This is a genomic window from Pediococcus sp. (genome assembly GCF_003533255.1).
Lineage (GTDB): Bacteria > Bacillota > Bacilli > Lactobacillales > Lactobacillaceae > Pediococcus > Pediococcus parvulus.
In genome coordinates, this window is the sequence record NZ_DOEM01000033.1 from 1 (window position 1) to 14,465 (window position 14,465).

The 14,465-nt window shown below is 34.5% G+C and carries 11 protein-coding genes and 1 riboswitch; of the genes, 8 read left to right on the forward strand and 3 right to left on the reverse strand.

Features of this window, described 5'->3' with window-relative positions; genetic code table 11:
* Positions 1-48: 48 nt before the first annotated feature.
* Positions 49-1,584 carry a DUF6056 family protein gene (locus tag DD627_RS07680; protein WP_260274573.1) on the reverse strand — a complete coding sequence of 512 codons (1,536 nt, stop codon included), beginning with the start codon at positions 1,582-1,584 and terminating at the stop codon, positions 49-51.
* Between the two features lie 280 nt (positions 1,585-1,864).
* Between DD627_RS07680 and DD627_RS07685 the strand changes: the two genes are divergently transcribed.
* The 4 genes from DD627_RS07685 to DD627_RS07700 all read left to right on the forward strand — a co-directional run bounded on the left by DD627_RS07685 (position 1,865) and on the right by DD627_RS07700 (position 9,306).
* Positions 1,865-2,998, forward strand: coding sequence for a CDP-glycerol glycerophosphotransferase family protein (locus DD627_RS07685; protein WP_260267954.1), 1,134 nt, complete (start codon positions 1,865-1,867; stop codon positions 2,996-2,998).
* An 87-nt stretch (positions 2,999-3,085) separates the two neighbouring features.
* Complete coding sequence (locus tag DD627_RS07690) at positions 3,086-3,649, forward strand: hypothetical protein (protein WP_260274572.1); 564 nt, start codon at positions 3,086-3,088, stop codon at positions 3,647-3,649.
* Complete coding sequence (locus DD627_RS07695) at positions 3,636-6,332, forward strand: CDP-glycerol glycerophosphotransferase family protein (protein WP_260274571.1); 2,697 nt, start codon at positions 3,636-3,638, stop codon at positions 6,330-6,332. Before DD627_RS07690 ends, DD627_RS07695 begins: the two co-directional genes overlap by 14 nt.
* Before the next feature lie 220 nt (positions 6,333-6,552).
* Entirely contained in the window at positions 6,553-9,306 is a 2,754-nt protein-coding gene (locus DD627_RS07700) for an LTA synthase family protein (RefSeq protein ID WP_260274570.1), read from the forward strand.
* A 93-nt stretch (positions 9,307-9,399) separates the two neighbouring features.
* Here the strand turns inward: DD627_RS07700 and DD627_RS07705 are convergent, their stop codons facing one another.
* Both DD627_RS07705 and DD627_RS07710 read right to left on the reverse strand, forming a co-directional pair.
* Positions 9,400-10,143 (reverse strand): DUF4811 domain-containing protein, encoded by a 744-nt coding sequence (locus DD627_RS07705; protein ID WP_260274569.1) that lies wholly within the window; start codon positions 10,141-10,143, stop codon positions 9,400-9,402.
* Complete coding sequence (locus tag DD627_RS07710) at positions 10,143-11,624, reverse strand: MDR family MFS transporter (RefSeq protein ID WP_057784863.1); 1,482 nt, start codon at positions 11,622-11,624, stop codon at positions 10,143-10,145. The genes DD627_RS07705 and DD627_RS07710 overlap by 1 nt, the downstream gene beginning before the upstream one ends.
* A 237-nt stretch (positions 11,625-11,861) precedes the next feature.
* Between DD627_RS07710 and DD627_RS07715 the strand changes: the two genes are divergently transcribed.
* The 4 genes from DD627_RS07715 (at position 11,862) to DD627_RS07730 (ending at position 14,437) form a co-directional block, all read left to right on the forward strand.
* A complete protein-coding gene (locus tag DD627_RS07715; protein ID WP_229923059.1) occupies positions 11,862-12,281 on the forward strand; it encodes a MerR family transcriptional regulator in 420 nt (139 codons plus the stop codon).
* 86 nt (positions 12,282-12,367) lie between these two features.
* On the forward strand, positions 12,368-12,538 hold the full coding sequence (locus DD627_RS07720) for a hypothetical protein (protein WP_260274568.1): 171 nt from the start codon (positions 12,368-12,370) through the stop codon (positions 12,536-12,538).
* Positions 12,539-12,673: 135 nt separating this feature from the next.
* Positions 12,674-13,537, forward strand: coding sequence for a hypothetical protein (locus DD627_RS07725; protein WP_260274567.1), 864 nt, complete (start codon positions 12,674-12,676; stop codon positions 13,535-13,537).
* A gap of 61 nt (positions 13,538-13,598) precedes the next feature.
* Positions 13,599-13,723, forward strand: a riboswitch (FMN riboswitch).
* A gap of 117 nt (positions 13,724-13,840) precedes the next feature.
* Positions 13,841-14,437 carry an ECF transporter S component gene (locus DD627_RS07730; RefSeq protein WP_260274566.1) on the forward strand — a complete coding sequence of 199 codons (597 nt, stop codon included), beginning with the start codon at positions 13,841-13,843 and terminating at the stop codon, positions 14,435-14,437.
* Positions 14,438-14,465: the final 28 nt, after the last annotated feature.

The following is a 14,465-nucleotide window of genomic DNA, read 5'->3' on the forward strand; positions in this document are numbered from 1 at the left end:
CAGATTCTTGACCTAAATCCAGTGTCCGATTATTAATTAAAGGCAAAATTAAAAGGATTTTTGGTATTTTTTCCAATCTTTAAAAGGAACAAAGACTAAATTATGCGTTTTTTCAGGAATATGCATTCTTCGCATATAAACAAGATGTTGAACACGATTAGGCATAGGGGATGTATCCCAATTATATTGTTGAAATGGTAGTCTTGAGACATAAACTGTAGTTTTTCTTTGTCTTAGCTGGGAACTAATGGCAGCAGGACGGTAATGATTAACGTACCCGTTTGCAGTCATGGTTCCTAAAAAAAATATCATGGAAAACGTTCCAAATATAAGTGGCATGTATTTAAATTTATGAGTATGATCAATTTTAATGGTTAAACTAGAAATGTAATTTACTAATTCAAGCGCTGCAAGAATCATAAAAGAAACGGTTGCAAAGGCGCATCGAGGACCATACGGTGTTATAACTGCAAATGGTGCCGACAAAAGGAGTGCTGACGCAATATAAAAGATTAACTTTGTGCGTAGGGGTAGACTATTAACGAAAACAAGCGATAAGCAAAGTGCTACCACAAAAACAATACTAAAAATTGAAAGAATATTGAGTATTAGTTGTGAATCGAAATTTGCTGATGAAAATAAATTACGGATAAAAGCGGCAAAAAAACTATAACTAAAAAGAATAAGACTTAACAAAAATTTCAAAAACGAAACAATCAAATTTGATTTTGTTTGCCACATACAAACAATTAAACAAGTGCTGATTATAAAGATAATAACGCCGTTTTCTTGAAAAACAAATTTATACATACTAGTAGAATATATTTTTACGATTGCATTCCACATTTGTACTCCAAATGCGACATGGCGAAAATTGTCTTTTCCAGATAGTGCTGAGACGTAAATCGGGTTACTAAACATAGTTATAGCACCAAGCACAGTACCGAGTGTATAAGCAATAATGCTTGGTAACTGTGATTTATTAATAACCAAGAAGTAGACAATTGCTCCAATTCCTAAAACTACTGAATAGATCGTTATATTTTCAATAATTAAGCACGAAGTAATTCCTAAAATGAACATACCAAATAATGTGGGTAAATGAGTTTTATTCTTTACGAGTAGATGTTTTTCAAGCCAGTAGATAAAATAAAATACAGGCAACATTCCTAATATGTAGTTGATAAATCCGGCGAACCAACCAAAAGTTTGAGAATATATTTCAGTTGACATAGTAAGAAAAAGACCGATGGTTAATAAATAGTGCCAAGCATGTGCAGAATGTTGATAGAAAACAAGTCTACTTGTCCAGCCTATTAACATTGTGCCTAATATTGCGTACAGGAAAATTCGAATGAAGAAAACTCTTGTAATAATAATTTCTAGTATATTACTAAGTAATCGTCCGTTATATCCGACAAATCCCGTGGACAATCTATGCATTCCGATTTTCGAAGCCCAAGTCCAGTCATCACCACTTAATGGAGTGACAGTAGCTAGTAATAAAAAGAAAATAAATATTATTGCTAAAATAAAGAACGCTGCTTTCTTTGATGATTTACTTTTTTTGATAATTTGTGACATACTTCGGATCATCCTTTCCCCATAAGATATACAGGAACTTATTTACTATTTGCATAAAGCACAATATAATTATATTATTCGCTTCAACAAAATAACCTGCATAGACTAATTATAACAAAGTATGATAAACAGGGTTTAGGTAACTTCGTGAAGTCCTGTTGAACACACAACAGATGATTAAGATTTTAGGGAGAAGTTATATATGAATATGATGAATTCATCAATTGAATTATTAAAAGGGTTCGTGCGCAGAGGACGAACCATAATTATTAGAAATATTATGAAGCTTAGATTTAAGCCTTATCGTAATCCAACAATAGTATTTGAAAGTTTTCAGGGAAGACAAGTTAGCGATTCTCCGTTTGCTATTTATGAAAAACTAAAAAATAATTCCAGCGTAAATTGTATTTGGTCAATCAGACTAAGTCAAAAAGAGTTTTGTGAAAAAAATAATATTCCATATATGATTAGAAGAAGCCTGAAATGGGCTATGAGCATGCAAAGAGCGCGCGTTTGGGTGATTAATACACGGTTACCTATATGGATTAAGAAACCGCCGTACGTTCAATATATTGAGACTTGGCACGGGACACCTTTAAAAAAGCTTGGTTTGGATATAAAGAAGGTAACTATGCCAAATACCACGACTGATATGTACCACCAAAATTTTGTGAACGAAACGCATCGATGGGATGCGTTAGTGTCTGCAAATGATTATTCAACAAATATTTTCCGGAAGGCTTTTGATTATCACAATAAGTTCTTAGAAGTGGGTTATCCGCGAAATGATAAATTAATTAATTCAAGTTCAGATGAAATTCGCAACTTAAAACAAAAACTAGGGATTCCCAGTGATAAAAAAGTCGTTATGTATGCGCCAACATATCGAGATAATTCCTTTGCGGCAAAAGGTGAATACCTATTTAAAATGCCATTTGCAATTGATAAATTACTTGAAAAATTGGACGAAAATGCCATCTTAATTTTACGAATGCACTACTTGATTATAGGTCAACTAGATTTAAGTAAGTACGATGGTAAAGTGTTAGATTTTTCAAGATATCAAGATATTTCAGATTTATATTTAATATCGGATGTGTTAATTACAGATTATTCATCTGTTTTCTTTGATTACGCGTACCTAAAACGGCCAATTGTATTCTTCCCATACGATTATCATGAGTATAAAGATGACCTTCGAGGATTTTATTTAAACTATGAAACTGATTTACCAGGAGAAATTGCCTGGAATCAGAATCAACTGTTTAACTTAGTAGATGAAAGTTTAGGCGAGAACAATAAGCCATCAGCAAGAATGGAAAGTTTTTATAAGAAATTTTGTGCTTATAATTCTGGTAGAAGCTCTGAAAGTGTTGCAAATTATATCATGCAGTGGTTGAAAACTACGGCATGATATAAGAGTTTAAAGTATAATGTACTTTGTAGGTCAGAGAGCAGAATTAAATTTTTTTTAAATCTTTTGAATTAAGGGAAGGAAGTTTTGATCATTAGTAATTTTGCTATTTCACTTGTTCAAACAGATGATCAGTTAAAAATATCAGTAGCTAACGAAGAAACAAAATTAACTAAATTGTTTATTTCTCCTGTTTACTCAGAAAAAAAGCTACAAACCTTAGATCCTGTTCATGAAAATGAATTTTTTATTGATCTAAAGAAGCTTATTATAGATTTGAACCAGCAAAAAATTAATAGTAACAAACTAGACGTTCAGGTTTTGAATGAGTATGTGTCTGCGAGTGTTCTTGATGATGAAAAAAATTTAGAAATACAACCAGCCCGGCTTAACTTAAAAAAAGCTGACTTGCGTGTAGAGAACTTACATGCTTATTCATATGGAACTGATTTTATAACTCCGTACATTACTAGAAATGGTTTTTTAGTATTTTCCTTTAATACAGCGGTACCAGATAGTATATATGTAAGGCAAGAAACCATATCAAGTTTTTCTATTGATAACGAATCAATAAATATTTCAGGTAACGTAACTACTAATTTTCTTAAAGTGAAAAAAAATATCTATAGATTTCTACTTGAGAAGTATTGATAACACTTGCCAACTTCCTGGAAAGCTAGAATTCTCAAGTACAAATAAAAATTTAACTAGAAATAGATATAACTTTTCATTTCATATTTCAAAAACAGAATTAGCTGATACTGTTAAAAGTATTGATTATATTCGAGATGTGTTAGATTTTGATATTTCTGTTGAAGTAGAAGGCTATAACGAAATCTTAGGACATCGATTGGGAAGACCCAGAGCAAAAGTAAAGCAGAGCCTAAGAGGAAATATGATCCTTAAAACGGCTGACTTTAATGTTGAATTGACACCCTACTTTACGTTGAAGGGCAATAACTTAGCAATGTATTGTAATGTGTTTAACGACGAAGCTATTGCAACATATAAGAAGGTTCTTGAAAAAAAGGTATCTAAAGAAGATAACGTTTGGTTAATTGGCGAAAAAAGTAATAAAGCCCAAGATAATGGATATTTTTTCTTTAAATATTTAAGAAAGAACCATCCGGAAATTAATGCCTATTACGTATTAGATGAAACTTCGTTAGATCGGCAGCATTTTGAAACGACAGATCATGTGGTTGTTTTTAACTCGGCAGAACATTTTAGGGTCGCATATTCAGCAAAGGTAATTTGTGGGACACACGATTATAAAATCTTGTTGCCAACAATTAATCGAGATTTCTTGAAACTGATTAAGGCTAAAATTGTATTCTTGCAACACGGTGTCTTAGGAACCAAGAATCTGGTTGATATTAATGGACGGATGTTTGATACCTTTTATGCAGATGTTTTTGTAACCAGCTCAACGCGTGAGAAAAACATTGTGGTAAACGATCTCAAATATCCGGCAGATAGTGTACTTGTTTCTGGCCTGCCAAGATTTGACCAACTATTTTTGAAAGGTACCAAAGTAAAAAAACAAATCCTCATTATTCCAACTTGGCGCGACTGGCTTCGTGATGATGAGACGTTTAAAAAAAGTAATTATTTATCGATTTACAATAGTCTGATTAATCATTCATATTTTCATGAGCTAGCAAATGAAGGATATAAAATTCTATTTTGCTTGCACCCTAATGCTCAGCAGTTCTTGCATTACTTTGATATTCCAGATTATGTGATACCAATCAGCCAAGGGAAAGCAATGGTTCAAGATTTGATCAAAGAGTCTTGCCTGATGCTTACTGATTATTCTAGTGTGGGAATTGATTTTTCGTTTCTTGATAAACCAGTTATTTATTATGAATTTGATCAGGTTCGTTTTCTCGGAAAAAAGGGATCTCATTTAAACTTGGAACACGATTTGCCGGGTGATGTCGTCTACAGTGAAGATCAGGTAATTGAAAGCCTAAGAAGAGCTCACCAACGTGATTTTAAAATATCTGAAATTAATAAAGAAAAATCCGGTAAATTTTTATTGAAAAAAGACCTGAATAATTCCGAAAGAGTGTTTGAAGGTATTCAAAGCATTGGTAAAGAAACCACCTTTGAACGGCTTCGATACGGGTTTGTTTTTAATAAAGCTTTTAATCGGTTTAGAAAATCTAGGCATTATTTTAAAATTATGCAGTTTGTCTACAGTTTTATGAAAGTCTTTTGCCGAATCAAACCGAAACAAGTGATTTTTGAAAGTGGGATTGGCAAGCAATATTCGGATAGCCCAAAACAAATTTATCAAAAAATGTTAACTGATCCTTTTTTTGAAGGATACAAATTCATTTGGATATATAATGGTTACGATATTGAAAAAGATGATCGCTTGAAAATTATCAAACGCTTTAGTTGGGAATATTTTTATTATTTAGCAACTTCAGAGTATTGGGTAAATAATCAAAACTTTCCATATTACATCCACAAACCAAAGCACACAACATTTTTGCAAACTTGGCATGGAACACCATTGAAAAAAATGATGAATGATGTGGATAGTTTTTCAGATAAGGATGCCGGCTATGTTCCTAGAATGAATAAAGTGAATGCTCAATGGGATTATCTCGTTTCACCAAGTCATTATGCTACCGAACGGTTTGAATCGGCATTTCTACCAAAAGCTAAAATTCTTGAAGTTGGTTATCCACGAAATGATGTGTTCTTTTTGAGTGACAACGAAAAAGGCGAAATCCTCAGGCAGCTACGTAATATGTGGGGCATTAACAATAAAAAAGTTATTCTGTATGCACCAACATTTAGGGATGATGACAAGACAAGTGCGGGGAAACAGGACTTCAAATTAAATCTAAATATTGAGGCAATGTACAAGGCTTTACACGAAGATTATGTTGTGTTATTTAGGCAACATGCTATTGTGAAAACTAAGTTGTATATTCCAGATTATTTTAAAGATTTCTTCATAGATGTTTCTAAATTTTCGGACGTGCAACAATTATACTTGTTAGCTGATATGTGTGTAACTGATTATTCATCCGTCATGTTTGATTACGCAATCACTAAAAAGCCTTTGTTATTTTATACGTATGATTATGAAGACTATAAAGAAAATCTGCGTGGCTTTTATATTGACTTTGAAGCAGAGGCACCAGGCCCTCTTTTGTATGATACAGATCAACTGATTGATGCGGTTCAACACATTGACCAAGTGGAAAAGAATTATGAGTCTAAATATCAACAGTTTTATAACAAATACGGATATATTGAGAATGGTACTTCAACCAAAAAAGTTATTGATGCCGTATGGAAAAATGCTGAATAATACTTTTGGAAGAATTTGATTATATAGCGGTAATTAAGTGAGTATAAATTGTCAATGCAACAAAATCCGATGATTTATACTCATTTTTGATGATGAAAAACATTTTTTGCAGGCAAGTATGAAGGAGAATTATATGATATTTTCAAAGATAACCAAAAAATCATTAGTAGCAGGAGGTATTTCTATACTCTTGTTGTTATTCTCAATGTGTAGCAGATTATTGCTTAATGTACAATTACCAAAAATTAGTGAGGGCTTTTCTGAGTTAATAAGGTTCAGTTCACTTTTTCGAAACATTGGCATCATTGGCATTACAGGCGCTTTGGGGAGCACGATTGAATTAAAGAAAGTTTCATTTAAAGGCGTTGTGAAATTACTTTGTGAAGTGCTAGCTTATACACTACCAATTACTGGCTTTGTATTTGCGGTAAATGTTCAAAGTATTCAAAGGAATACTTTTATAGCAGCTTTTTTACCATTTTTGGAAAAAACTTATTGGTTTACTGCAACAATACTGGCTGGCTCACTTTTGCTAGCAATAATGGGGCAATTAAAATTATCTCCAAGGACAATTATTCTCTGTTTGGGTGGAATTAGTTTAGCAACATTTTTATTTTCAATACTTTATCCTAGTAGAAATTTAGCTCTTATGACGGTGTGGGGGTTACTAAGCTTCTTGAGTGCAAGTCTTTTAGAAAATGAAAAAGTTCAATACAAATTTTCATATGTAGCGACCCCCGTATTAGCAATACTACTAATAGCAGTTTTAATTTTGGACTGGAAAGATTCTGGGAATGACTTGTTGGATGCCTTATTGATTGTTTTGGCTTTTATGACGGTGACAAGTTGGGAACTATTTCCAAGAGCCACTAATTCACTAACAACTTTCAAATCTCTTGTTGTAACAAGAATATTTTTGGGAATCTCCTTGTTAGCTCTAAACCCTTTAGTGTATGAGGTGTTAGTTAAATATACCTTATTACAAATTGCAAATTTAACCACAATTTATTCTCTACTAGAATTTTACCTAATTACATTAATTATTGGCCTAGTAGCTGTTCTAATTGAGTCATTTGGGATTGCAAAATTATACTCTGGGCAGAGAACTATGCAAGTAACGTTGCCAATTGCAGTATTTGTTATCAGTATCAGTTATTTGATTTATGATGGCCTTCAATTTTTAGACACTGGGCTTGTGTCCTTACAAACCAGTCAAGGCAATTCCCTTTATCTAGCATTGATAAATCTGTTTATTGTAACCCTACTGTATTTATTCATTCAAGGCATATTTAATCGTTTCTGGTATTCTAACTTTATTTTTATAATGCTAATGATGATTCTGAGCTATGCAAATTATGCCAAACTAATGGCACGTGATGAACCTATCATTCGTCCTGATTTTGGGATGATTAAATCATTACCAGATATAGCTCAAATGGTGAACTTGAAAGTAGTTTATGGATTAATTGCCGCGTTTGTTGTAGTCATAATTCTTGCTGTAGTACTACAACGGTTTGTACTGAAAGGCCCCATTTTTCGGTGGCCAGTTAGAATAGTAGTTCTTTTCCTATCTGGCTTTTTATTGTTTGCTTTTGCACAAACTGAAAACAAAATGAATTTAATTAACTGGGACGATGAGAAAGTGACAGATAGCAATCCATTGATGTCTGTATTAAGTAAAGCAGGTTTTAGTGCACATCCTGGAGCGCTTGAAATGTCTACAAAAAAGTATGGTCCTGCAATTACATTTATGAGTACAGTCATTATTAAAACAATGGACAAGCCCAGTGATTATTCAGAAGCCCAAATTAACAAGGTTGTGAAGAAGTACAAAAAAGTTGCAAGTCAAATTAATAAAACAAGAACGAATGGTTCTTTGAAGAAGCAAACTGTTATTTATGTTTTAAGTGAAAGCTATGCCGATCCAAGAATGTTACCAACAGTCAAATTGTCTGCAAATCCAATTCCGTATGAACAATCTTTGGAAAAAAGCAATACCTCTGGATTAATGTACAGTCCAAGTTATGGTGGAGGAACAGCAAATATTGAATTTGAAGCGTTGACTGGATTGTCAATGAATAACTTTGATCCCTCAATGGCAACGCCTTATGTGTTCTTAGTGCCAAAAGTGAATAATTTACCTGTTATTACTGATTATTTTAAGATAAAAACGGCAATTCATCCATATTCTGGAGTCACATACAATCGGAAAAATGTTTTTAAAAAATTTGGTTTTCAACATTTCTACAGCTTTACTGGAGACAAGTTAACCTATACAAGCAAGCTTGGTAAATCAAACTATGTATCCGATGATTCAGCGTATAAACAATTATTGAAGCAAATTAATACGACCAACAGAGGCCAATTTATTCAGTTATCAACGATGCAAAATCATATGCCATATACACTGGGTACATATGCCAAAAATAATTTTAAGGCAAGTGGAAATTTGACAAAGGCAAGTTTGAACTCGGTTGAATCGTACGTGCAAGGCCTGAATTATACAGACCAAGATTTGAAAATGTTGGTTAGCAAAGTTTCAAAAATGAAAAAGCATGTCACAATTGTGTGGTATGGCGATCATCTACCTGGATTATATGAGGGTGGATTGGTTAGTGGTAAAAATCTGACTAAGTACGATAATAAGCTTCATCAGACAAATTATTTTATTTACAGCAATTTTAAACATAAGAAAATTAGCAACACAAAAGTTGTTTCACCAAATATGTTTACACCCATGATGTTTAAGCAAACGAATACCAAAGTTGATCCATATGTGGCTCTATTGACGGAAATAAATAAATACGTACCAGCGGCAGAAAGGAATAAATTCATGTCTGCAAGTGGAAATTATATTGAATATAAAAACTTATCAAAGAAGGCTAAATCAACCTTAAAAGATTATAAATTAATTCAGTATGATATTACGGCAGGAAATCAATATTCTATCAAGAATAAAGAATTTGTCAAATAAAAAAGTGTTGATATAATTTGATTAATTATCAGCGACCAAAATTGGTCGTCTAAAATAATCTACAAATTAATATCAACACTTTTTTTGGAATATTTATTTCGTAACTTCTTGCACAATCTTTGCCATTGCCTGCTTTTGATAAGCAGCAGTGGCTTTTTTAGTTGCTTCAGTTGTCAAAGCCTTTTGTTTGGCAGCTGACATTGTCGGATCTTTCTTCATAGCCGCTGTGACGGCTTTTTTAACTGCAGCTGTCACATAAGCTTTTGCTTCTTTTTTCATATTTGTTGAATTTTGTTTAACTAATTTTTGAAGTTTTTTAGTCTGAGCTGAACTCAAAGTTAGCCAATCTTTATTGATCTCAAGTGCATTGCGATGCTTTACTAATTTATGATCATTACCTGCAATACCGAACCAAAGTTTATAGCCAGAACTCTTATAAACCCACCGCGTTGTTTTGGTGACAACACGTGGAGTGCCAGAAATCACCTTAACTTTATTAGAAGTTTTGGAAGGGTCTGGGTTAGTTGTGGTCGGTTTCTTTTGAGAGGCATTTTCTTTATAGATGTAAACGCGATTCTTACTGGAAGTTCCAACATCTTGATATAGCAACATTTTAAGTTGTTTAGAAGGCGAAACGGAAATAAGATCTGTTGTTTTAGTCGTTGTGACTTTCTCCATGCCAAAGTGGTCGCTGTCATTTAAAACGATCAAGACAAGTGAGAGACCCAACAACGCTGCTAAAACAATACTTACTGTCCATCGTATAAATGGTTTTGAAATACTTACCATGCTGATGAACAGGTCGATGGCAAGAACTACAACTGCAACAATAATCATTAGTTCTCACCTCCGTTAACAACTTTTTCTGGTTTGATTGAACGAGGGCTTCGACCACTTACAAAGAAGGAAACGACAAGTCCAATTAAACAAAAGGCAATAGCAGCGGCAAATGCAGCATGATAGCCACTTAGGGTTGCATTCATAAAATCATTTTTATAGTTCAATGGTGCTGATTTAAGCAAGCTCTTTTCAGGTGCTTGATTGTTGGTCACATTAGTCAAAATACTGATTAATATAGCTGTTCCTACAGATGAGGCTACCTGACGAAGCGTGTTATTTACGGCAGTTCCGTTACTCATTAAATGCAATGGCAGAGCATTCATCCCAGCAGTAGTAACTGGCATCATGGTCATTGAAATTCCGGCCATTCGAACACCATATAATACAGTGATATAAATGACAGGTGTGGTGCGTGTGATAAAGGCAAACGGAATGGTTCCGATAGTTAATAAGAACATCCCTGTAATTGCCAAACGACGTGCGCCAATGCGGTCAAAAATCCGTCCGGTGATCGGACTCATTACACCCATCATTAAAGCTCCGGCTAGCAGTGTTAATCCGGATTCCAACGCAGAATCTCCCCGCACAATCTGCAGATAGAGAGGTAAAACCATTTCAACACCAACCATGGCCATGTTGGAAACTGAACTAAGCAAAGCTGAAACAGAAAATTCTGGGTTTTTCAAAACCCTTAATTCCAAGAATGGATTATCAAGGGTTAATTGACGCCATCCAAATAATAGGATGAAAACAACCCCAATAATTAGGCTGGCAATGACAATTGTACTTCCCCAACCTTCAGTTCCAACTTCTGAGAATCCATAAAGTAAAGATCCAAAGCCAATCGTTGAAAGCGCAGCTGATAGCCAATCCAAACTAGATTTTTTGGTTGGTAAAACGTTTTTCATGAACCAAAATCCGGCGATAATGACGATGATGACAATTGGAATTAACATGCCAAAAAGGACACGCCATTGGTAAGTATCGATTACCCATCCAGAAAGAGTAGGACCAATTGCAGGTGCTACACCGATAACTAATCCGGCAAGACCCATTGCTGTTCCGCGGCTCTGTGCCGGGAAAATTGAAAGCATCAAGGTTTGTAGGAGGGGCATTGTGACACCAACGCCTAAGGCTTGAATAAGACGACCTATTAAAAGTACTTGAAAACTAGGTGCAATGTAACAGGCAATTGTTCCAAGTAAGAAAATTGTCATAGCACTCTCGTATAAGGTCTTTGAGTTAACACGTGATGTTAACCACGCACTAATTGGAATCATAATTCCATTAACTAACATGAATCCGGTTGTTAACCATTGAACCGTTGAGGTGGTGATGTCGAAACTCTTCATTAAAGTTGGGTAGGCGGTAGAAAGAATCGTTTGATTCAATACCGTACAAAATGAGCCAACTAAGAGGAGCACAACAAGCAGGGAACGGTTATATGGTTTTCCATTTGTATCGATTGCTTTTCCCAAAATGATGCTTCCTTTCGTAAAAAAAATGTTCAAGAACTAATATAGGCCATTTACTTTTTATCGTCAACTAATTTGACAATAATGTTAAAATATATATAATTAGTGTTAGTTATTCTAACGAATACGTTTTCTTCTTATAAGTTCGTTATAATTTGTAAAGATATTAAATAGAATCTGAAAAGAAATGGAATGAAAAAACAAATGAATTCTGATTTTATTCAAAGAGTAAAAAATATTATGAAAACTCATGATTTTCTTCTGGGAATTGGCGATATTGCTAGTGCGACGAAAGTTTCTCAACGCCAACTGAGGTATTGGGAAAAAAAGGGATACATTCACCCAACCAAATCCTCTGAAGAACGTCGTCATCGTAAATACTCCTATCATACTTTGATGAAGGTATCAATGATTCAATCTTATGTAGATTCTGGCTATACCCTTAGTGTAGCGGTAGAAAAATCTTCTAAACATGAAGAAATGACAAATGCATTGAAACATTTAATTGGCGATCGATTACGTGATTTTAACATCCTTGAAGATGGTTATGAATTAGACTTTGGAGCCGTTGAGGGAATTTCAGAAAGCAAAAATTTGGTTGCGGTAATCCGGGAAGGTCAACCTACCAAATTTATTTTACGAGAAAAAAGTGATTCATAGGTCACATTTCAGTAATTTATGAGCTCCTGCGTACTATTTAGTGCCACACTTAGTGGTGTTAAATACATAGCAGGGGAGCTATTTATATGGAAAGAAAATCAAAATTTTTACGTCGCCTAATTTGTGGATTAGCTGTAGGATTAGTGACATTGGGCCTGGCAGATTCTGCGCTTGCGGCGACTTATACGCAAAAAAGTAACGCACTATCATCATACTCTGCCAGTAAGTTCAAATACGTTAGTAACAGTAACTACTAGTTAACTGGTAACTTTACAACTAAGAAACAATATTCATATGCATCTGGGTATAAAAAATCTACCTTTCAAACAAGACCAGATTCTGTAAATTATAAAAAAGGTAACAAAAAAGTTAGCTTTAAATCAAGTTATTTTTTGCCAGTTACTAAGTGGAAAGGGTTAAGTTGGGGAAATCCACAAAGTTTTGCGATGACCAGTGCGAATACAGCTTATGTTTTATGTACCAGTGGGTCGTACGCTTGGATTACAAGGTATAATCTGAAAGAGTTGCGGGCGTTAGGTGCTACAAAATCCGGTAAAATGGATATGATTCGTCGAGCTACATTTTATAATGCCAATGCGAAAAAATATCCAACACAAAATCAAAATACAACCTATAAAAGAGTTCTAAAAGCCGTCAAAGTTGGGCCTAAGTTTAAGAACTTTGGTCATGGACAATCTTTGGCATATAATCCAAAAGATAGTTCACATCTTTGGTTTGTTGGAACCGGATTGGTCGCTGGGAATCATGTCTCAACTAAGGCAAATGTTCAACGTGTCAAAATCAGTACGTTAAAGCCAGATAAGAAAATCAATTTCCGTTTCAAGAGCAAGAGTGGCTACATTGCTGGTGGGTTAAATTTGGCGTTTGATAAATCTGGGAATGCCTACTTGGATTCAAAAACTGGTACTCGCAGTTTGAAATTATTCAAAGGCAAAATTTACACTAAATCAGTTAAATTTAAATTGGTTATGCAAGGTATTAAGTATGCTCCCGGTCCACGAACTCAGTCACTTGCATACAACAAGAAGCGCAATCGCCTGTACATGATTGCCGATGATAGTGTTATTTCAGTCCCTGTTTCTAAATTAGGAAAACTAAAGAAGTCTGATGTTCAGTCAACTCAGTTTAGTGCTAAACGGGAATTTGAAGGTATGCAGTTTACTAGTGATGGTAGTTCATACTTACTAACCAATAAGGGTGCTGAAATTATGCAAGGTAGTACAAAATCATTCTAAATACAAATTACTAGTTATTTAATTGAAAGTAGTGTAACATTACTCTTGAAAATTAAATAAGGTTCGTCTTCAGGGGCAGGGTGAAATTCCCGACCGGTGGTTATACAGTCCACGACCCATCCGCGTGATGGTTGAATCGGTGAAATGCCGATACCGATAGTTAAAGTCTAGATAAAGAAGATTGGGTTATTTAGCTTACTAAAAATTCAATTGGCTCTCTATACTCTGAAATAGTATAAAGGGTCATTTTTTATGAGTAAAAATAATTCACCTGGGATGAGTCCTTCAAGGAGGATGTCTCACATGGGTAACAAAAATGTTCCGCGTTTAGTGGTCATCGCAATGATGGCTGCGATTTCTTATGTTTTATTATTGTTTAGTTTTCCAATTTTGCCAGGATTTTCATTTTTGAAAATCGATTTTGCCAATGTTCCAATTCTTATCACAATGTTGGTCTATGGACCAGGCGCAGGAGCGGTTACGACGGCCGTTGCAGGTTTGTTGGATATTGTGACTAAGGATAGCAGCATGGTTGGTGTGATTGGCATTATTGCCAATTTCTTGGCGACAATGTGCTTTGCATTACCAATTTACTATTCTTTGAAGAAACACATGGATCAAGGGATTAAACAGCAAGCCCGATTTTTGGTTCGGGGAATCATTTTGGGGACAGTTTTAATGGCGGTCTTTATGAGCCTGACCAATCTGTTCATTCTGTTACCAATCTACTTTAAGCTGGTGAGTTTCCAGATCAGTATTTCAACACTCAACATGGTACTGTACGGCGTCTTGCCGTTTAACCTAATTAAGGGTGTTATCGTTGGAATTGCCACAGGTGTGATTTATGCTCGAATGGTACCGTGGCTCCAAAGCCGTTTTCAAGCTGTTAAACATTCATAATAAAATAATGCCTGTTGGTGAGAAATTA